General features: G+C 41.8%; 22 protein-coding genes and 1 pseudogene. 14 read left to right on the top strand and 9 right to left on the bottom strand.

What is annotated here, in order from left to right:
• Positions 1–301: 301 nt before the first annotated feature.
• The gene (locus C7B70_RS12740; protein ID WP_106369415.1) at positions 302–508 is read left to right on the top strand and encodes a hypothetical protein; all 207 of its coding nucleotides are present in this window, start codon (positions 302–304) and stop codon (positions 506–508) included.
• Between the two features lie 35 nt (positions 509–543).
• Here C7B70_RS12740 and C7B70_RS12735 read toward each other — a convergent pair whose 3' ends face one another.
• Entirely contained in the window at positions 544–1,821 is a 1,278-nt protein-coding gene (locus tag C7B70_RS12735) for a glycosyltransferase (protein WP_106369414.1), read from the bottom strand.
• Positions 1,822–1,887: 66 nt separating this feature from the next.
• Here C7B70_RS12735 and C7B70_RS12730 point away from each other — a divergent pair, with 66 nt between their 5' ends.
• The 9 genes from C7B70_RS12730 to C7B70_RS12690 all read left to right on the top strand — a co-directional run bounded on the left by C7B70_RS12730 (position 1,888) and on the right by C7B70_RS12690 (position 9,173).
• Positions 1,888–3,099: a class I SAM-dependent methyltransferase gene (locus tag C7B70_RS12730; RefSeq protein WP_106369413.1), complete on the top strand. Its 1,212-nt coding sequence runs from the start codon at positions 1,888–1,890 to the stop codon at positions 3,097–3,099.
• Positions 3,100–3,275: 176 nt separating this feature from the next.
• Positions 3,276–3,626 carry an ATP synthase subunit I gene (locus C7B70_RS12725; RefSeq protein WP_106369460.1) on the top strand — a complete coding sequence of 117 codons (351 nt, stop codon included), beginning with the start codon at positions 3,276–3,278 and terminating at the stop codon, positions 3,624–3,626.
• A gap of 60 nt (positions 3,627–3,686) precedes the next feature.
• Positions 3,687–4,445 (top strand): F0F1 ATP synthase subunit A, encoded by a 759-nt coding sequence (gene atpB / locus C7B70_RS12720; RefSeq protein ID WP_369831862.1) that lies wholly within the window; start codon positions 3,687–3,689, stop codon positions 4,443–4,445.
• Positions 4,446–4,528: 83 nt separating this feature from the next.
• Positions 4,529–4,777 (top strand): ATP synthase F0 subunit C, encoded by a 249-nt coding sequence (gene atpE, locus C7B70_RS12715; RefSeq protein WP_106369412.1) that lies wholly within the window; start codon positions 4,529–4,531, stop codon positions 4,775–4,777.
• 156 nt (positions 4,778–4,933) lie between these two features.
• Positions 4,934–5,359 (top strand): F0F1 ATP synthase subunit B', encoded by a 426-nt coding sequence (locus tag C7B70_RS12710; RefSeq protein WP_106369411.1) that lies wholly within the window; start codon positions 4,934–4,936, stop codon positions 5,357–5,359.
• A 62-nt stretch (positions 5,360–5,421) separates the two neighbouring features.
• Positions 5,422–5,988: a F0F1 ATP synthase subunit B gene (locus C7B70_RS12705; protein WP_106369410.1), complete on the top strand. Its 567-nt coding sequence runs from the start codon at positions 5,422–5,424 to the stop codon at positions 5,986–5,988.
• Complete coding sequence (atpH, locus tag C7B70_RS12700) at positions 5,988–6,548, top strand: ATP synthase F1 subunit delta (RefSeq protein ID WP_106369409.1); 561 nt, start codon at positions 5,988–5,990, stop codon at positions 6,546–6,548. The genes C7B70_RS12705 and atpH overlap by 1 nt, the downstream gene beginning before the upstream one ends.
• 93 nt (positions 6,549–6,641) lie before the next feature.
• Positions 6,642–8,162, top strand: a complete 1,521-nt coding sequence (gene atpA, locus C7B70_RS12695) for a F0F1 ATP synthase subunit alpha (protein WP_106369408.1) — start codon at positions 6,642–6,644, stop codon at positions 8,160–8,162.
• Between the two features lie 63 nt (positions 8,163–8,225).
• A complete protein-coding gene (locus C7B70_RS12690) occupies positions 8,226–9,173 on the top strand; it encodes a F0F1 ATP synthase subunit gamma (RefSeq protein ID WP_106369407.1) in 948 nt (315 codons plus the stop codon).
• A gap of 203 nt (positions 9,174–9,376) precedes the next feature.
• On the opposite strand, the gene C7B70_RS12685 is transcribed toward C7B70_RS12690, so the two are convergent.
• From C7B70_RS12685 to C7B70_RS27720, 3 genes and pseudogenes are all read right to left on the bottom strand, one after another.
• Positions 9,377–9,766: a type II toxin-antitoxin system VapC family toxin gene (locus tag C7B70_RS12685; RefSeq protein ID WP_106369406.1), complete on the bottom strand. Its 390-nt coding sequence runs from the start codon at positions 9,764–9,766 to the stop codon at positions 9,377–9,379.
• A complete protein-coding gene (locus C7B70_RS12680) occupies positions 9,756–9,965 on the bottom strand; it encodes a hypothetical protein (protein WP_106369405.1) in 210 nt (69 codons plus the stop codon). Before C7B70_RS12680 ends, C7B70_RS12685 begins: the two co-directional genes overlap by 11 nt.
• Before the next feature lie 369 nt (positions 9,966–10,334).
• Positions 10,335–10,559, bottom strand: a pseudogene (locus C7B70_RS27720) (glycosyl hydrolase family 57); the annotation flags it as partial.
• 184 nt (positions 10,560–10,743) lie between these two features.
• On the opposite strand from C7B70_RS27720, the gene C7B70_RS12665 reads away from it, so the two are divergent.
• Together C7B70_RS12665 and C7B70_RS12660 are read left to right on the top strand one after the other, a co-directional pair.
• Positions 10,744–11,421: a TrkA family potassium uptake protein gene (locus C7B70_RS12665; RefSeq protein ID WP_106369404.1), complete on the top strand. Its 678-nt coding sequence runs from the start codon at positions 10,744–10,746 to the stop codon at positions 11,419–11,421.
• A gap of 5 nt (positions 11,422–11,426) precedes the next feature.
• On the top strand, positions 11,427–11,969 hold the full coding sequence (locus tag C7B70_RS12660) for a DUF3124 domain-containing protein (RefSeq protein WP_106369403.1): 543 nt from the start codon (positions 11,427–11,429) through the stop codon (positions 11,967–11,969).
• Here C7B70_RS12660 and C7B70_RS12655 read toward each other — a convergent pair.
• Positions 11,966–13,513: a sodium:proton antiporter gene (locus C7B70_RS12655; RefSeq protein ID WP_233220917.1), complete on the bottom strand. Its 1,548-nt coding sequence runs from the start codon at positions 13,511–13,513 to the stop codon at positions 11,966–11,968. The genes C7B70_RS12660 and C7B70_RS12655 overlap by 4 nt on opposite strands.
• 77 nt (positions 13,514–13,590) lie before the next feature.
• Complete coding sequence (locus C7B70_RS12650; protein ID WP_106369401.1) at positions 13,591–15,051, bottom strand: glycosyl hydrolase family 57; 1,461 nt, start codon at positions 15,049–15,051, stop codon at positions 13,591–13,593.
• A gap of 80 nt (positions 15,052–15,131) precedes the next feature.
• Here C7B70_RS12650 and C7B70_RS12645 point away from each other — a divergent pair, with 80 nt between their 5' ends.
• Positions 15,132–15,707: a zeta toxin family protein gene (locus C7B70_RS12645; protein WP_106369400.1), complete on the top strand. Its 576-nt coding sequence runs from the start codon at positions 15,132–15,134 to the stop codon at positions 15,705–15,707.
• On the top strand, positions 15,700–15,891 hold the full coding sequence (locus C7B70_RS12640; RefSeq protein ID WP_106369399.1) for a hypothetical protein: 192 nt from the start codon (positions 15,700–15,702) through the stop codon (positions 15,889–15,891). Before C7B70_RS12645 ends, C7B70_RS12640 begins: the two co-directional genes overlap by 8 nt.
• Positions 15,892–15,973: 82 nt before the next feature.
• Here the strand turns inward: C7B70_RS12640 and C7B70_RS12635 are convergent, their stop codons facing one another.
• The 3 genes from C7B70_RS12635 to C7B70_RS12625 all read right to left on the bottom strand — a co-directional run bounded on the left by C7B70_RS12635 (position 15,974) and on the right by C7B70_RS12625 (position 18,545).
• Entirely contained in the window at positions 15,974–17,320 is a 1,347-nt protein-coding gene (locus C7B70_RS12635) for an OB-fold nucleic acid binding domain-containing protein (protein ID WP_106369398.1), read from the bottom strand.
• Positions 17,313–17,651, bottom strand: a complete 339-nt coding sequence (locus tag C7B70_RS12630; RefSeq protein WP_106369397.1) for an LAGLIDADG family homing endonuclease — start codon at positions 17,649–17,651, stop codon at positions 17,313–17,315. Before C7B70_RS12630 ends, C7B70_RS12635 begins: the two co-directional genes overlap by 8 nt.
• A gap of 234 nt (positions 17,652–17,885) precedes the next feature.
• Positions 17,886–18,545 carry a group II intron maturase-specific domain-containing protein gene (locus tag C7B70_RS12625; RefSeq protein ID WP_339376714.1) on the bottom strand — a complete coding sequence of 220 codons (660 nt, stop codon included), beginning with the start codon at positions 18,543–18,545 and terminating at the stop codon, positions 17,886–17,888.
• Between the last annotated feature and the right edge of the window lie 146 nt (positions 18,546–18,691).

Genomic DNA, 18,691 nt, shown 5'->3' with positions numbered 1-18,691 from the left:
TCGATTTTTATATTGCTGGCTGGTAGCAATCGCTGTTTAAAATTAACTCGGTCAGTTCCTACCTTAAAACGTTTTGAGTAATTTCCGCTTGAATATTAAGAAGTGTGTATAATTCCCAGGATTAGGGGGAGTTTTACAAGGATAAGTTGGGGTTATAAGTGCGAGCGCGCTTTTAGTTAGGGAAAATGAATAAATTACTTGCTGTTATCTCACAGTAAGTACTTACGCTTACTAGCCAGTAGAGCGCCAAATAGATTGAGAAAAGTTTAGATATAACTTTTAAGGTGGAGCAAAAAAAGTAATGAATGCCAATTTAGTTGAGTCTTTAATCCAAATAATTTTGTCTCTCTCGCCAGCAGAAAGACTACTTTTAGAATCAAAACTTTTTTATGAAGGCTCGGAACCGAAAACTTCTGAGCTAATGCAAATGGCTCAAAACAACGGAAGTTTTAACTTTTTAAGTGAAGAACCCGATCTTTATACGCTCGAAGATGGAGAGCCTATTTAGTGGCGTTAGTCTCGGATTAAATGCGCGATCGCACTTCATAAACTCAAATACGCTTCAATGCGATCGCACGCTACCTTTACCCCATCCTCTGAGCGAATTTGCTGCCCTATTAACGCTGCTTGTTGAGCGTACTTTGGCTCGTGCAATAACTGTTTTAACTCGGATGCTACAGCGATCGCCTGATACTTGTTACGCTTAATAGTTCGGGCTACACCTAACCTTTCTGCCCGTGCAGCATTATCGGGTTGATCGTGACTGTAGGGCATAACTAGCATAGGACGACCGGATCTTAAGGCTTCGGCGGTTGTGCCAACTCCACCTTGATGTACAATAACTGAGGCGTAGGGAAATATTTTAGAGTATGGCGCGTAGCTGAAAGTAACAATATCTGCTGATAATAAATTTTCTGGTAGTTGATTGCGCGTATCCTCTCCAATTATCAATACAGCACGGCATCCTAACTGTTTAGCTGCGAGCGCACTTTCAATGTAAAAACTACCTGCATCATTTACAGCCGCAGAACCCAAAGTAAAAACAATCGGCGGCGAACCGGATTCAATAAATTCTAATAATTCTGGCGATAGTTCTGTGGCTTGGCGATCGTAGAAGGGAAATCCAGTAACGGAAGTTTTCTTGTACCAATCGGTTTGAGGTTGAGCAAAAACTTGAGAAAATAAAGCTAGAACTAAATCCGGTGAATGTTGGTCTTGAAAAAAAGGATCTTTTGCTGGTGATAACCCTAATTCAGCCCGAAGTTCTTGTATGGGTAAACTCCAAGAAAAAATACTAAGTTTGCCTAAATACATTAGTAATTTATTGATGGGAGTAGAAAATAGCCCTAATTCAATGCGACTAATGTTATTTCCTAAGACTGGCGGATCGTAGGCTGATAAAAAGGAAATTGGCGCTAATACCGTAGAAATCCAATTTATGCTCGTTTTTTCAGCTATCAAAGCACCCGCGACACTTGCAGGATTAGTGATAAGTAAGTCCGCACCCGGTAAAGCTTGCACTAGATCGTTGTAGCTGTCTTTCAAGTAGGGCAAAATTAACTGGCGTAAGACGTACTCTGTTCCCTTTTGTTCGTCCATAGCCTGCTTAATAGCTACTTGAGCTTCCTCGGTGTTTTTAGCTGGCAAGTCGGGTCGGACAGGGTAAAAATCAAGATTTTCTGCTTCAACTCGATCTCGATAAATCTCGCTTGTAGCGATCGCCACACTATGACCCCGTTGCTTTAATTCCACTGCGATCGCCATGTAAGGATGCAAATCGCCTAAAGAGCCATAAGTAGCAAATACAATACGATTACTCATAATTTTATTAATAGCCTTAGTAGTCGGACATTCGTTAAACTACGGGATGCTGCAATTTTCCTTACTATGCCAGATCCTCAAAGCGTTAGCGCTGCTGTTGCCAAACTCTACGATACTTACCCATTTCCCCCCGAACCCTTGCTAGATGAGCCGCCACCGGGTTATAACTGGCGCTGGAATTGGCAAGCGGCTTACAATTTCTGCACCGGACAAAAGCCCCAAAAACAAGATATTCGCATTCTTGATGCTGGCTGTGGTTCGGGTGTAAGTACAGAATACTTAGTACACTTAAACCCCCAAGCTCAAGTTGTTGGTATTGATATCAGTGAAGGTACTTTAGCGGTGGCTAAAGAGCGCTGTCAAAGGTCAAAAGCCGATCGCGTTCAATTTCGTCAATTAAGCTTATACGACGCAGACCAGATTGAGGGAGAGTTTGATTTAATTAACTCTGTTGGTGTACTGCACCACTTAGAAGATCCCATTCGCGGGATTCAGGCTTTAGCTAAAAAGTTAGCTCCCGGTGGGTTGATGCACATTTTCGTGTATGGAGAGTTGGGACGCTGGGAAATTAGTTTAATGCAACGCGCGATCGCACTGCTGCAAAATGACAAAGGCGATTACCGCGACGGTGTAGAAGTTGGGCGCAAACTATTTGCCTCGCTACCAGAAAACAACCGCATCGTCAAGCGCGAAAAAGAGCGTTGGTCAATGGAAAACCAGCGCGATGAATGTTTTGCTGATATGTACGTCCATCCCCACGAGATTGACTACAATATTGAAACTTTATTTGAACTAATTGATGCTTCAGGATTGGACTTTTTAGGCTTCTCTAATCCTAAGTTCTGGCAAATAGAGCGACTTTTGGGCAAAGAACCTTCGTTACAGGAAAGAGTAAAGAAGTTAAGCGATCGCGCCACTTTCCGTTTAATTGAATTATTAGATCCCGAAGTAGCTCATTACGAATTCTTTTTAGGACGTGCGCCTTTACCTAAAAACGATTGGTCTATCGATGAAAAGCTTTTAGCTGCAATTCCTGAACGTCATCCTTGTATGGAAGGCTGGGAGAATAAGTGCTTATTTAACTACGATTACCAAATTGTCAACTTATCAGAACCAGAATTTGAGTTTATGCAACAGTGCGATAGCGCAAGCACGCCCGGTTACGGGCTTCGCAATTTAACCAAAACTGTAGGCGAAATCTTGACCCAAGTACCGTTGGAGTTAAATCAGGTGAGAAGTTTACTTACTCAGCAACTAATTATGCTCACGCCTAGTTAATTATTTTTTAAGAATCGTTACCGCGACGTGATACGATATTTTCTGGCTCTAACGAGTCAAACCAATTATTTAAAAGGTTTGCGAGTCCTGTGAGCTTGCTAAACGAACCCACAACCACACCCGAAGTAGAAGAAAATTCTCCGCCAGATTCTGTCCCTTCAGAATCGGGAAAATCGATGCAGGAATTTTATCAACTCTCCCAAGAGTTGCTACTAATTACCTTGGTTTTGACCGGGATAATTTTTATTTCTGTATGGATTTTTTACTCACTCAACATTGCCCTAAATTATCTGATCGGGTCATGCACTGGTGTGGTTTACTTGAAAATGTTGGGTAAAAACGTCGAGCAAATTGGCGCAGAAAACCCCAAGTTTAATAAAAATAGATTGGCGTTGGTAGTTGGATTGCTAGTTTTAGCAAGTCAATGGAATCAATTGCAAATCTTGCCAGTATTCTTGGGATTTCTGACCTATAAAGCTACGCTCCTCGTTTATACTCTCCGCACGGTTTTGACTCCTGACTCATAAGTTAGATCGAGAAAAAATCGCAAGTTAACTCCTAATATCTTAGGATTGTAAACTTCCGCAATGGAAATGCTCAGTGTGTTAAACGCCTTTAACTATAAGTTTCTCGCCGCCTTAGAAGTCGGTCAGCATTTCTACTGGCAATTGGGCAGTCTGAAAATTCACGGACAAGTTTTTCTCACGTCGTGGTTTGTAATTGCCCTTCTAGTTATAGTTTCAATTGCTGCAACTCGAAACATCCAACGAATCCCTAGCGGCATCCAAAATTTTATGGAATATGCCCTAGAATTTATTCGGGATTTAGCAAAAAATCAAATCGGCGAAAAAGAATACCGTCCCTGGGTTCCATTTATTGGAACTTTATTTCTGTTCATTTTTGTATCAAATTGGTCAGGCGCTTTAATACCCTGGAAGTTGATTAGACTTCCAGAAGGCGAACTAGCCGCCCCCACCAACGATATCAATACCACAGTAGCTTTAGCCTTACTGACTTCTTTGGCGTACTTTTACGCGGGTTTTAGTAAAAAAGGTTTGAGGTATTTTACAAAATACATCGAACCTACACCGATACTACTACCGATCGCCATTTTAGAAGATTTCACCAAACCTCTTTCCCTAAGCTTCCGTTTATTTGGTAACATCTTGGCGGATGAACTGGTGGTAGGAGTATTGGTTTTACTTGTTCCCTTGTTTGTACCACTGCCCGTAATGGCTTTGGGTTTATTTACTAGCGCTATTCAAGCACTGGTTTTTGCTACCCTAGCCGCCGCGTACATCCATGAAGCCCTAGAAGGGCATGGTGGGGAAGAAGAAGGACATTGACACAGTTTGTCATTTCCACGCTTACCCCACCAATCAATTAACCGCTTGTTTAGTTTTGTACATTTAAAGTAAGGAAAATCATCATGGATCCATTAGTCGCTGCTGCTTCCGTAATCGCTGCTGCTTTAGCAATCGGTTTAGCTTCCATTGGCCCTGGTCTTGGTCAGGGAAATGCTGCTGGGCGCGCTGTAGAAGGTATTGCTCGTCAACCAGAAGCTGAAGGAAAAATTCGCGGTACTTTGCTACTAACCTTGGCTTTCATGGAATCATTGACCATTTACGGTCTAGTTATTGCTCTAGTGTTGCTGTTTGCTAATCCTTTCGCTTCTTAAGAGCCAAATTTAGAGACGTGGAAATCGCGTCTCTAGCCAAAAGCCAGTTAATTTCGAGCGATTAAGGTAATTACCCGATTGGGTTTATTGAATTTATCAAAGGTTGAATGATGTTGCCTGTAATTAAAACTGCTGTTCTAGTTGAAAGGGAAAACAATGTTTGATTTTGACGCTACTTTGCCGTTAATGGCATTGCAATTTCTCCTTCTAGCAGCCGTATTGAACGTAATTTTCTATAAGCCACTTACTAAAGTATTGGACGAGCGCACAAATTTTATTCGTACCAGCAAAACGGATGCCCGCGAAATCCTGGCTAAAACCGAGCAATTGGCAGCCCAGTACAAGCAGCAGTTAAACGAAGCCCGGAAACAGGCTCAATCAGTCATTACTACTGCCCAAAACGAAGCTCAAACCATTGCTAATCAAAAAGTTGCTGAAGCTCAAAAAGAAGCTCAAAGCCAAAGAGAGCAAGCACAACAAGAAATAGACGCGCAAAAGACTGAAGCAATGCGCTCATTGGAGCAACAAGTAGATGCTCTAGGTCGGCAAATTATGGACAAACTGTTAGAGCCAGCTAGATAAAACAATTGCCACGCACTAACAACAAAATTTATTTTATTAGCAATCGAGCAGGGCAGTTGTAGATGAGTATAATCGGAAGTTATTTACTAACCGCCGCCGAAGCAAGCTTTGCCCACGCATCGGAAGTAGAAGCAGAAGGCGGTTTTGGTCTAAATCTTGATATTTTTGAAACAAATATCATTAATCTAGCAATTTTGATTGGGGCATTGGTTTATTTTGGCAAGGGGCTGTTGACTAAGATTTTGACAGAGCGCAAAGCCACGATCACAACCGAAATTCAAGCGGCGGAAAAAAGTGCCAAAGAATCAGCAAAAGCCTTGTCGGAGGCGCAGCAAAAGCTAACTCAAGCTCAAGCTGAGGCGCAAAGAATCCGCCAAACTGCCGAAGAAAATGCCCAAATTGCCAAAGAAGCAATTTTAGCTCAAGCAGCCAAAGATGTAGAGCAGATGAAACAAATGGCGGCGAATGACTTGAGTACGGAAACCGAAAGAGCGATCGCCGATTTACGTCGCCAAGTAGTCGCCAAAGCTTTGCAGAAAGTAGAATTAGAGTTGCGTCAGCGAGTAGACAGCAACGTCGAGCAAAAATTATTAGACCGTAGCATAGCGCTATTAGGGAGTGAAGCCTAATGAAAGGAAATAGCGGTATAAATTCGGAAGTAGTAATGCCTTACGCTCAGGCGCTAATGTCTTCGGCAAAATCGCAAAATATTACTGAGGAAATTGGCGAAGATGTCCGATCTTTACTGAACTTGCTCCAAAGTTCCGACCAGTTACAGAGTTTTGTAGCTAATCCTTTTGTTAAAGAGCAAGACAAAAAGCACGTACTAGAGCAAGTAATTGGCGATCGCGTCCATCCTTATTTGCGTAACTTTTTGCGAATACTCGTAGATCGGCGGCGAATTGTGCTGTTAGAAGGCATTTGTCAGCAGTATTTGAATCTTTTGCGTCAGCTAAATCAAACAGTTCTCGCTGAAGTAATTTCGGCAATAGAATTAAGCGAAGCTCAACAGCAATCGATTAAAGATAAAGTTAAAGCGATGACTAATGCCCGCGAAGTCGAGCTAGATATGAAACTCGATACAGAATTAATTGCTGGAGCAGTTGTTAAAGTTGGCTCTCAGGTAATTGATGCTAGTCTTCGAGGTCAGTTGCGCCGCTTGTCTTTAAGCTTAACTAGCGCTAGTTAAGGTTTTAAATATTCCTTGATTAGCTCAAGGCAATTTGAGCGGGAATTAAATCCCCTTTAACAGTCAAACAATCCTAAATCACAAAAGATAAACATGGCTATTAGTATTAGACCCGACGAAATTAGCAGCATTATCCAGCAGCAAATTGAGCAATACGATCAAAATGTTAAAGTCGATAACGTTGGTACGGTATTGCAAGTAGGAGACGGTATTGCCCGGATCTATGGCTTAGAAAAAGCGATGGCTGGGGAATTACTCGAATTTGAAGATGGCTCGATTGGTATCGCCTTAAACCTCGAAGAAGACAACGTAGGCGCGGTATTGATGAGCGAAGGGCGAGATATTCAAGAAGGTAGCACCGTTAAGGCTACTGGAAAAATTGCTCAAGTCCCTGTTGGCGATGCAATGATTGGTAGAGTTGTAGATGCTCTAGCTCGTCCCATTGATGGCAAAGGCGATATTCAGACGACAGAAAGCCGTTTAATTGAATCCGGCGCACCCGGAATTATTGAGCGTCGCTCGGTATACGAACCGATGCAAACTGGGATTACAGCGATTGATGCGATGATTCCTGTAGGACGCGGACAACGGGAATTGATTATTGGCGATCGCCAAACTGGCAAAACATCCATCGCCATCGACACAATTATTAACCAAAAAGGTGAAGATGTAGTTTGTGTTTATGTAGCGATCGGACAAAAAGCTTCTACGGTAGCCAATATTGTCAACGTGTTGCAAGAAAAAGGCGCGATGGAATACACCATCGTTGTAGCAGCTAATGCTAATGCTCCCGCTACCTTGCAATACTTAGCTCCTTATACAGGCGCGAGTTTGGCTGAATACTTCATGTATAAGGGCAAAGCAACTTTAATTATTTACGACGATCTTTCCAAGCAAGCCCAAGCTTATCGTCAGATGTCGCTATTGCTACGTCGTCCACCAGGACGGGAAGCTTACCCAGGCGATGTATTTTATCTCCACTCTCGCTTGCTAGAACGGGCAGCAAAATTGAGCAACGAACTCGGTGAAGGTAGCATGACAGCGTTACCAATTATCGAAACTCAAGCTGGAGACGTATCGGCTTACATTCCTACTAACGTAATTTCGATTACGGATGGACAAATCTTTTTATCTTCCAACTTGTTTAACTCTGGCTTGCGTCCGGCGGTAAACCCTGGTATTTCAGTATCAAGGGTAGGTTCGGCGGCTCAAACTAAAGCAATGAAGCAAGTAGCTGGAAAAATCAAGCTAGAACTAGCTCAGTACGACGATTTGGCGGCTTTCGCTCAGTTTGCGTCAGATTTAGACCAAGCAACCCAAAATCAACTATCACGCGGTAAGCGCTTGCAGGAACTCCTCAAGCAGCCTCAATACTCGCCCCTATCGGTCGGCGACCAAGTAGCAATTCTGTACGCGGGAATCAACGGCTATTTAGATGACATTGCTGTAGACCAAATAGCTGCTTACACTCAAGGACTGCGGGATTATCTCAAGAGTAGCAAAGCCCAGTACGGCGACTTGCTCCGCAGCGAGAAAAAGCTCGGTGATGAAGCTGAGAAGCTCTTAAAAGAAGCCATCAGCGAGTACAAGCAAACCTTCATGGCATCGGTATAAAGCTGTTAGCAATTTAGCGGTTAGATGGCTAATCGCTAGATTTCTATTAGAGGTAATAAAAATATGGCTAATCTCAAAGCAATTCGCGATCGCATCAATTCAGTCAAAAACACCAAAAAAATTACCGAAGCCATGCGCTTAGTAGCGGCGGCTAAGGTGCGGAGGGCGCAACAGCAAGTAATTGCAACTCGTCCTTTTGCTGATCGCTTGGCTCAAGTATTATTTGGTTTACAAACTCGTTTAAAGTTTGAAGAAGCGGATCTGCCACTTTTTAAACAGCGTCCAGTTGAAACTGTTGGCTTATTAGTCATTTCAGGCGATCGCGGTTTATGTGGCGGTTACAATAGCAATATTATCCGCAGAGCAGAAAATCGCGCTAAAGAAATCAAAGCTGAAGGCAGGAACTACAAGTTCATCATAGTTGGTCGTAAAGCCTCGCAATACTTCCAGCGCCGCACCCAGCCTATTGAGGGCGTTTACACGGGCTTAGAGCAAATTCCTACGGCGGCAGAAGCGTCTAATGTTGCCGATCAACTGCTGTCGTTGTTTTTATCTGAGAATGTAGACAGAATTGAATTGGTTTACACTAAATTCGTTTCGTTGATTAGCTCTCGCCCCGTAGTTCAAACTTTACTACCCTTAGATCCTCAAGGATTAGAGGCGGCGGATGATGAAATCTTTAGATTGACAACTCGCGGCGGTGAGTTTGAAGTTGAAAGGCAAAGAGTTACTACCGAAGCTCGTCCTTTTCCCCGCGATATGTTATTTGAGCAAGATCCGGTACAAATTCTTGATGCTTTGTTGCCTTTGTACTTAAATAACCAGCTACTAAGAGCGTTACAAGAATCGGCAGCCAGCGAACTAGCTGCCCGAATGACGGCGATGAATAGTGCCAGTGACAACGCCAAAGAACTAATTGGCAGCCTGTCGTTGACTTACAACAAAGCTCGTCAAGCGGCGATTACTCAAGAGATTCTAGAAGTTGTTGGTGGTGCGGAAGCATTAACTTAAATAACACATTAATTAAAATTTGTCAAGAGCGCTAGAATATTCTGGCGCTTTTTGTTTGCTTAGTTAGGCAAAAGAGGATAAGATTTTTACACAAACGGTAAGTCAACGGCTTCAAACTATTAGAAACTCTTACCAAAAGATGTTATTCAGTCAGAAGCATGATGTTCGCGTTTAGCTTGTTAACTGGCTACCGTATACCTTAGCTACCAGTGTTCTAACATCAAGCCATCAACATAATCAAAGTCACTATCATCTGTCACCAATATCCAACCATGTTCCATGCACTGCGCGGCGATCCATACATCATTCATGGGAATTGGTCGCCCCTTACGCTTCAATGCTAAACGGGTTCGAGCATAGGTTGTTGCGGTTTCTCTTCCTAATGGTATAGCGACGCAAGCTGATATAAACTCCAGATATCGAGGCAAATTTTGCAAGGGACGTGTAGAGTTTTCCGCACCAAATAACAATTCTCCGACAACAACGATTGGCAAAACTATTTCTGGTAATGCCAATACTCTTTCAGTAATTACTGTGTCTCCATTCAAAAAACGAACCGCAACAGAAGTATCTAGGGCAATCTCACCACTCATTCAAATCTACCCGCCGACAATCTTTGGCGATCGCTTGTTGTAGTTCTTCTGCCTCTGAGTCACTTAAAATTCCTACAAACTTTCTAAGAGGATGACTTTTGCGTACAGCCTTAATCCGATGTAAAAAATCTAGCATTGTTTGTACTAGCTCGTCAGGAGCCTGTTCGAGTTCCTGAATCAATTGCTCTCGATCTGTCATGTTTTCGAGGTTTCCTGGCAAAGTAAACTTCAATAAATACAGTATATCTAAACACTAAATTTGCTTGCTGATACTAAACACTAAAAAAGCGCGATCGCCCTGCCGCAAAATTATTTAAACCGCTTTGAACTTGGGGGATTGTTTCAGTAGAATTCTGTAATTCCCACCAGTAATAAAATAAATCTACATAGCTTTGATTGCCCAGTCAGATTTAATTAGCTTAGTTGAAAAAGTTTATTTACTGAAAAGCGCTGCTAACGCTCATCGCCTCTTGGAGGCGATCGCTTACTACTAAAAATTATCTGTCAATATCTTTTCACCGCGTCTGTAAATTTCTCGCGCGTAATCTGTCCACACGCCTTGTCCTCAATAACGAAAACAACTGGTTTGTAATAAAAGATTGTGTAGCAACGCTTGACAATAGTTAGATGACTGGGTATTTGCCGGATCTACCTTTTGGTGAAACAAAGCGCTAAGTTGATTTATAGGAGTTAAAACATTTTCGTAACCCTTCACCCAACTTAAATTGTTAGTCCAAGAAGCGCCATCGACATGAAAATTTGGGTTATTTTGCTTAAGAAAAGCGATCGCCTGCCTCTGTAAATTGCGAGACTTTTGACTCTACTTAAACAAAAGCTTTTCACTTGAAAAGGTTACAAAACCTTGTAGGTGACTAAGGCTTGGTTGCGAATAGCTGATAATTAAGACAAATGGATACAGCCAAAATTTTTTGGTTGCTTGTAGACTGAAGCAAAGAAAGCGTTAAAGGGCAACTACCATGTACGTGCTAATTGGTGGCGGCGGTTTAATTGGGCTGAGTTTGGCACACAGGCTTGTAGAATTAGGTCATACAGTGGCGGTAATTGATATCGATCCCGTTGCCTGCCGTTATGCCCGCGAACAAGTAGGAGTGATGGCGTTTGTTGGCAGTGCTGTAAGTACCGAAGTATTGTTAGAATCGGGCATTGGTAAAGCTGACTCGGTAGTAGCTGCATTGCGGAGCGATGCCTTAAATCTAGCGATGGTAACGCTTGCCAAACACTACGGAGCGCCGCACATTGTGACTCGGATGCGCCACCGCGATTTTGCCGAGCCATTACGCATAGTCGGAGCAAATCATATAGTTAGTACGGTGGATTTGGCAGTATCAACGATGGTAAATGCGATTGAATATCCACAAGTAGAATCAATGATGCACTTTGAGCAGGGACAAATTGAAGTGCTAAAACTTGCAATCCCAGAAAATTGTTATGTTGCTGGGCGTAGCGTTGCCGAAATTGCTCTTGATTCTCGCTTTCCTACAGGCTCCTTAATCATTGGCTATCAAGCTCATGTTCATGAAAACTTGATAATTCCTAACGGTAGTACGGTATTAGAACCTGGTTCAACAGTTCTAATTGTTACAAAACCAGGCTCACTGCATCAAGTCATTGATTTTATCGAAGGTTGTAAATAATTCGGATGAAGCCATACCGCCTAATTTGTATAGAATTCGCGCTAATTTTTCTGACTGCTTGTACCCCATCGGAAGTTCCACCGCCGCCAATCGTTTCATCTCCAAAAGTGGTGATTTTAGAGCAAAATTTTCAAGCCGCAATGGGACAAACTATTTATGTGCCGATTTATTCGCATATTTATTATGAAAATCGGCAAAAGTATTTCGATTTGGCGGCTACATTGAGTATTCGCAATACAGATTTAACTAACCCCATGATTGTTACGGCGGTACGCTACTATGACTCGAATGGTAAATTAATCCGGCAGTATATAGAACGTCCCATTCAACTTGATGCACTAGCTTCTACAAATTTTGTAGTAGATAGAAACGATACCAGTGGCGGTAGTGGGGCAAATTTTATTGTGGAATGGGTAGCCAAAACAGATATTTCTGAACCAATAGTAGAAGCGGTAATGATTGGGAGTGCTTTACAACAAGGAATTTCTTGGATTAGTCCGGGTAAAGTGATTATAAATCAAACAACCCCTCAGAAATCGCCTATCTAATCATCTTCGAGTTTTAGCAGTTGCTCGTCAATATTTTGCAAACGCGATCGCACAATTTCAGGCGAAAGAATTTGTTTGCGGATAGCTTCACCCAAAGCTCCTTTTTCTGCCAGCAGTAGGCGGCGGCGAATAGCATCAAGTTTAGTGCGATCGCCTGTGGTGGCATCCGATGTATCTGGGCGGCGGTTATAGATTTCCCGCAGTGCTTTTTCTGCTCCTGCTACTCGTACCTGATAACCTGCGCGCATTTCTTCATAAACGGCTTTAGGCAATACTCCTGACTTCAACAAGCTATCTAATTCATCTTGAGCGGCTTTACCTGTAATTAACTGAGCTTGCAACTGTTCAATTTGCTGGCGAGTTTCGGAAACATTAGCTAATTTTAAGCGTTTTACTAGCCAAGGCAAGCTTAAACCTTGACCTACTAAGGACACCAACACGCAGCCATAGACTAAAACAATCAGATATTCTCGCCCTGGTAAATTGGTAGGTAAGCTCAACGCTAAAGCCATTGAGAGCGAACCTTTGATGTTGCCGATAAAAAGTAAATGTTTATAGCGTAAGGGAATTGGGCGATCGATCCAGCGTATTCCAGCAAGCAACGGGTAAACAGTAAGAACCCTACCCACTTGGTAAACTGCAACTGTAAGTAAAACTGCGGGCAAAATCTTAATGAGCGTGATGGGGTTTATTTCTATGCCAATGAGCAGAAATATAAAAGTATTGACTCCAAAACCAGCATATTCCCAGAAGCTTAATAGTGTAAGGCGATCGCCCGCAGAATTAGTTTGAGAAAGTCCCAGATTACCAAAAATTAGCCCCGCCACCACCACCGCCACCGGGCCAGATACACCAAGAAACTGCCCCGCCTGAGAGGTTCCCAAAGCAACAGCAACCGTTAATAACAGACTGCTGAGAGGATCGTTTAAACGGGCAAATATAGGTATGCTCAAGTAGCCTAAAACTAAACCTACTAGGCTGCCTCCCACCGCCACAAATAAAAATTCTTGGACTCCTTCTAAAAAGGTCAAAGAACCCGTTGAATATACTTTTACTATTAGGTTGAATAAAACTAAAGCGGCGGCATCGTTAAATAAAGTTTCGCCTTCAACAATAGTTGAAAGTCGGGCAGGAACAGGAATATCCTTAAATACGGCAATCATTGACACCGTATCTGTATTTGCCAGAATTACGCCTAAAAACAGGGCAGGTATCCAGTCTAATGTCAGCCCAAATTTTAAGAGTACGGCGATAATAGCAGTGGCAAGCAATGCCCCAGGGCCCGCCAATAGAGCAATGGGTTTAAAAGTGCTGCGGAGACGGCGAACATCGGTATTAATGCCAGCTTCAAAAATTAAAATTGGCAGAAAAAGGTTTAAAACTAGGTAGGGATCTAACCCAACACGACGGGACAATAGCTCGGTGATGGGCAAACCTGCTAAAACTAAACCCGTAACATAAGGGATTCTTAGCCGCCGCGAAACCAAGGCGACGGTAGTAGCAATCAGCAACAAAATAATTAGAATCGGGACTAATTCAGGCACGTATACATCAGTTAAAAGTATTTGTAAACGAGTGTAAACTCAAAAAAATGTTGTTGCAGATCCTACCTATCTATTAGTTAAAAATTATCTGTCAATATCTTTTCACCGCGCCTGTAAATTTCCCGTGCGTAATCTGTCCACACGCCTTGTCCCCAATAACGAAAACAACTGGTTTGTAATAAAAGATTGTGTAGCAACGCTTGACGATAGTTAGATGATTGAGTATTTGCTGGATCTACCTTCTGGTGAAACAAAGCGCTAAGTTGATTCATCGGAGTTAAGACATTTTCATAACCCTTTACCCAACTTAAATTGTTAGTCCAAGAAGCGCCATCTACATGAAAATTTGGGTTATTTTGCTTCAGAAAGGCGATCGCATTATTCACCGCATCGGGTGCGTACTTAGAATTTACTTGCTCCCAAATCTGATGTTGTCCTACAGCTTGACAGGTGGGAAAATCCTCCGCAGTACAACCAATAGACGAAATCAATTCTAAATACTCTGTACCCGTGACGCTAACAACATCATTACCCATTTCTTCCCAAGCTCTCATAAATGCGCCGGGAAACTCATTCATCATCACGCCACCATTTTCGCCATCACCAATTTGAGTAACTATTGGTGGTACAGAAACATTGCCTAAAGTTTGCCTTGATAAGGTTTTCGCCTCATAATACGGCTGCATCTGCGCGACTAATTTAGTATCCGATCCTTGAGTTTTAATTAAGGCTGTAATACTTAAAGTTTCCCCTTGAGAATTACGCGCTACTAAACGGTGGGGTAAATGCTTGTACTGTAGAGGTTGCCCAGTTAAAGTTTCTATAGAATGCTCTTGTACCATCACCCAACGGTAGCCGCAGTCTAGTAAAGCTTTGACAAATTCAAACAAAGTATCGGGATGGTTAGGTAAGTGCATCTCTGGCGGAGAAAACCCTTTAACTCGTGCTAAAGCCTCCCAGCCAAAAATTGCTGCAAAATGATGTTGCCAAGCGCGAATATGCAGTTTAATATCGGGAATTGGAGTAGAGGGAACTACAGCATGACTCCACATTGTCCCTAGCCATTCTACATAAGGTTGATAGGTGCGATCGCACGTTATCCGTTTAAGATTGTCTATCACATCCCCTCGTCCCATTTGCCGCAATCCCCATAGCAAATTACCGGAATAATCCAACATTACACGCGGATTTTTGCCTCTACTGACAAGATCGCAAATCATATCCGCCATGCGACTGTAACAATGAGCAAAAGGCGCAGCATTATGGTTATCTCCTTCAGAGGAATGCTCAAACATATATTGCAAATTGCTAATTAATTCGCCATTGCTTCCCGCCGGAATTATCGGTTGCTGCATATGTAAGGCGATCGCAAAGGTAGCTTTTACGTTTTGAATATCTATATTACTTGTGGGTAAAAATACTGGTCTATCGTTTTTAACTACCGTTTCAACCAAAGATTCTGAACCACAAATATTTGGCAATCCATCAATTATTTCTGGTAAAGTCGGTAAGGTTAGCGATTCTGATGCTGCAACCATTTTTATTAATTTTAGTAAGATAAGTTTATGTTACTAAATTTTCAACTTTCCTAACTAAAAACTTAGTGAAACTATTGGTAATGTCTAATCTTTATCTTATTGGTGGTGCAAATGGTTCAGGAAAGACAACTACAGCTAAAAGATTATTACCCAACTTTCTAGGAGTTATTGAGTATATTAACGCCGATGAAATTGCTGCGGGGCTTTCAATGTTTAACCCAGAATCCGTTGCTATTCTCGCCGGAAGGTTAATGTTAGAAAGATTAGAAATACTTGCTAATTCTGGTACTGATTTTGCTTTTGAAACTACTCTTGCTGCTCGATATTTCGCTAGTTTTTTAAGAAAATCTAAGCTAAAAGGTTACACTATTAACTTAATTTTCTTTTGGCTACAAAGTCCTGAATTAGCAATAAAGCGAGTACGCAGGCGAGTAGAGAGCGGCGGGCATAATATTCCTGAAGATGTCATTCGCCGCCGTTATATAAGAGGCATTAAAAATTTACTAGAATTATATTTACCGTTATGTGACACTTGGGTTATATATGATAACTCTAGTCCGGGTTCTCAAGTAGTTGCAGTTTGTGACATTGAGAAAAAACCGCTTATTTATCAACCTGAAATCTGGAATCAGATAATAAAAATTACCGATGAATGAACAATCATTAATAGAACTATATCAAAAAATTGATGCTGGGGTGAAATTAGCGATCGCTGAAGCTATAGAAAAGCACCGCAAACTAGGAGAATCAATTAGTATTTGGCAAGATGGTAAAATTATTACTCTAACAGCAGATCAAATTCCTCCTCTCGAACCAGAGAAAAGCCATTTGCAGGAGTAGTAGTTAATTTTAAATACTCAAACCTTTTAGATGGTAGTGGGAAAAATATGCTGGGTTTAATTTTGATGGAAGTAGGCGACTTCTAGGTAAAATTGGTTAAAGGTTGAGCATAAGCCATAAAATTTGCAGTGGTGAGCGACTGTACCGCAGCATTGCAGTTTTGTACCCAATACTGACGACCAAAACGGACTAATTGACGGTTATTTATTGCTGTGACGATCGCAAGTACGGGAGTATTGGCTTTATCTTTGTCGCCAGATTGCTCTTGCAGAATGCTTCTTAACTGGTTTTGCTTTGAAGTGTCTACGGCTTGTTCGATTGTTAATTCCACCATTAACATTTGCACTTTGTCAATCAATTGAGCATTTTCAATAATTAGCTGAAGCTCATCATCATCTTTGCGATCGAGTTTACCCCAAACAATTAGGCGCGCATCGGTAACTAGCAACGAGCCAATTTGCTCGAAGGTTCTCGGAAATACTACAGCTTCCGTTTGTCCTGTCAAGTCTTCGAGTTTTACAATCGCCATGCGATCGCCTTTTTTGGTGGTAATTGGTTTAATGCTACTAATCATCACTACTGCACACAGTAAGGCTTTTTTGCTTTGCGCTTCTAATTCGCTTAAATTAATTGGTGCTAAAACTTGCATGGCGGAACGCACAGATTTTAGGGGATGATCGGAAACGTAAAAGCCAAGTAATTCTTTTTCTTTATTTAGCTTTTCTTGTTGAGAAAAATCCGCTACTTTTGCAGCTTTAGGGACGGAATCAAACTTATTACTTGCTTGCTCGTTATTTTCTAAACCGCTCCAATCAAAGAGGTTTACTTGCCCACTGGCGCGTTCTTTGAGGCGCGATTGCGACCAATCTAAAACTACATCTAAATCGTGGATTAATTGGTTGCGATTAGGCTCAATTTTGTCAAAACCACCGCATAAAATCAGAGTTTCCAAAGCGCGACGGCTGACTGTATGCAAATCTACGCGATCGCACAAATCGGCTAATGACTTAAACTCACCACCATTATTTCTTGCTTCTAAAATACATTCACTTGCACCTAATCCAAGATTTCGCACCGCACAAAATCCAAACAAAATTGTAGTGTCAAGAGGCGCAAAATCTATAACCGAATGATTGATATCTACTTGTTCTATAGGAATATTCATTGTCAAACAAGTAGCAATATACTTTTGCACCTTATCTGTATCGCCGCTATTTGATGTTAACAACGCCGCCATATATTCCACAGGATAATTTGCTTTCAAGTAAGTTGTTTGATAAGTTACATAGGCATAAGCTGTTGAATGAGATTTGTTAAAGCAATTTGAAGCAACTGCTCCATTTTCTAATATAAAATTATGATTTTTTTCGACTCCAATATCATATACAGTTTGAATACCTAACGATTTACAACTAATTATTTTAACCACGTTTGTAGCCCTCTAATATTTGCTCGATTTTTTGTCTTTTTCGTTGTAACCCTAAACTTTGATTTGTATACACAAAATTATAAAATGATTGTATATGTTCGCGGCTAAAAATTCTCCAGTAGTAAACTTTCTTTGATTGGTGTTCTTGTACAGAACCCATATTTAAAATTCTTGCTAATTCGTAAGTAAATTCCCAAGCACCAACAATACAAACAAGACCTCCACTTCTACCTTTATTGACATAAGCACATCCATCGCCATCAAAATAGCCCAATAGATAAGCAGCTAAATATTCTAACTTTTTAGGAAAGTAATAATTAGCTGTAGACATCCTTCCCGTCACTACACCATATCTACTTAGCGCACTTGCTAACCTTAGCGACGAAAAATTTATTCGATAATGAGGTGTGTAAACCCCAGGTTGAATAATTCTCATTTCCCCAGAGTATTGAAGCTCATCGATTAGTATTTCTGTTAGTTAGAGTCGATGGGGGCTATTACAACCCCGCACCTCTCCTACAGATCCGGGCATGAAACTTTTGCCTCACCCGGCTCCCAGATATTCTTAGGGTTGTTGTTCCCTTTTGCCCATGTGGACGTAGTTATGACAAGATTCATGTAGAGCTACTAGATTTTTATTTCTCCAGTTGCTATGATTCCCGTCTATGTGGTGTAAATGTACCCGCTCGTCGCTGAGACACTTCATGCCGCAATGTCCGCACGTATGGTTTTGCCGTTTTAAGGCTCTAGAGGTGTGGTCGTCGTATAACTTACTGTTGCGTTCGCTCCAGTAGATTATATCTCCGTCGTAAGGTGATTTGTTTCCTTTGACGTTGACAAATTTGTTTTCGGAGTAGGGAACTGCTGGGAACGCCTTGTCTAGTAATTTCTTGCTAGAATGGCGGTCTAGTTTGGCTTCCTTGTTAAATACCTTAAAGGCTCTGTTTTGAATGTGGTATAGCGAGAACCGCGACCCATCCATCTTGCAGAATTTGTGGTAATTTCTCCAGCCTCTAACTAAGGGGGCTAACCTGGTTGCCTTTTCCTTAGCTCCATAATTCGAGCAGTTGACGATTGCTTTTACCTTCTGGCGGAATTTCTTGAAGTTCTCCACTGAGGGGGTACATCTAAATTTTCCGTTGCTTTGCACTTTAAAGTGCCAGCCAAGGAAGTCAAAACCCTCTGTCGTAGCGGTTATCTTTGTCTTATTCTCACTTACCTTCATTCCTCTGATGGCTAGAAACTGACTAATCCTTTCGAGTATCTCCGTCGCATTATCTTGTGGTCGTATGATTAGTCGGGTAGGGCAGGAGCATTACTGCTCCCTTCCCCCCTAGAAACCGGACTTACAAGTTTCCAAGTATCCGGCTT

This window comes from Chlorogloea sp. CCALA 695 (assembly GCF_003003885.1).
Lineage (GTDB): Bacteria > Cyanobacteriota > Cyanobacteriia > Cyanobacteriales > Chroococcidiopsidaceae > Aliterella.
Note: the sequence above shows the minus strand (reverse complement) of the source record. Positions and strands in the feature narration are given on the sequence as shown.

Coding starts and splice junctions, on each gene's coding strand:
- C7B70_RS12740 (WP_106369415.1), top strand. CDS start 302: ATGAATGCCAATTTAGTTGAGTCTTTAATCCAAATAATTTTGTCTCTC.
- C7B70_RS12735 (WP_106369414.1), bottom strand. CDS start 1,821: ATGAGTAATCGTATTGTATTTGCTACTTATGGCTCTTTAGGCGATTTG.
- C7B70_RS12730 (WP_106369413.1), top strand. CDS start 1,888: ATGCCAGATCCTCAAAGCGTTAGCGCTGCTGTTGCCAAACTCTACGAT.
- C7B70_RS12725 (WP_106369460.1), top strand. CDS start 3,276: ATGCAGGAATTTTATCAACTCTCCCAAGAGTTGCTACTAATTACCTTG.
- atpB (WP_369831862.1), top strand. CDS start 3,687: ATGGAAATGCTCAGTGTGTTAAACGCCTTTAACTATAAGTTTCTCGCC.
- atpE (WP_106369412.1), top strand. CDS start 4,529: ATGGATCCATTAGTCGCTGCTGCTTCCGTAATCGCTGCTGCTTTAGCA.
- C7B70_RS12710 (WP_106369411.1), top strand. CDS start 4,934: ATGTTTGATTTTGACGCTACTTTGCCGTTAATGGCATTGCAATTTCTC.
- C7B70_RS12705 (WP_106369410.1), top strand. CDS start 5,422: ATGAGTATAATCGGAAGTTATTTACTAACCGCCGCCGAAGCAAGCTTT.
- atpH (WP_106369409.1), top strand. CDS start 5,988: ATGAAAGGAAATAGCGGTATAAATTCGGAAGTAGTAATGCCTTACGCT.
- atpA (WP_106369408.1), top strand. CDS start 6,642: ATGGCTATTAGTATTAGACCCGACGAAATTAGCAGCATTATCCAGCAG.
- C7B70_RS12690 (WP_106369407.1), top strand. CDS start 8,226: ATGGCTAATCTCAAAGCAATTCGCGATCGCATCAATTCAGTCAAAAAC.
- C7B70_RS12685 (WP_106369406.1), bottom strand. CDS start 9,766: ATGAGTGGTGAGATTGCCCTAGATACTTCTGTTGCGGTTCGTTTTTTG.
- C7B70_RS12680 (WP_106369405.1), bottom strand. CDS start 9,965: ATGACAGATCGAGAGCAATTGATTCAGGAACTCGAACAGGCTCCTGAC.
- C7B70_RS12665 (WP_106369404.1), top strand. CDS start 10,744: ATGTACGTGCTAATTGGTGGCGGCGGTTTAATTGGGCTGAGTTTGGCA.
- C7B70_RS12660 (WP_106369403.1), top strand. CDS start 11,427: ATGAAGCCATACCGCCTAATTTGTATAGAATTCGCGCTAATTTTTCTG.
- C7B70_RS12650 (WP_106369401.1), bottom strand. CDS start 15,051: ATGGTTGCAGCATCAGAATCGCTAACCTTACCGACTTTACCAGAAATA.
- C7B70_RS12645 (WP_106369400.1), top strand. CDS start 15,132: ATGTCTAATCTTTATCTTATTGGTGGTGCAAATGGTTCAGGAAAGACA.
- C7B70_RS12640 (WP_106369399.1), top strand. CDS start 15,700: ATGAATGAACAATCATTAATAGAACTATATCAAAAAATTGATGCTGGG.
- C7B70_RS12630 (WP_106369397.1), bottom strand. CDS start 17,651: ATGTCTACAGCTAATTATTACTTTCCTAAAAAGTTAGAATATTTAGCT.
- C7B70_RS12625 (WP_339376714.1), bottom strand. CDS start 18,545: ATGAAGGTAAGTGAGAATAAGACAAAGATAACCGCTACGACAGAGGGT.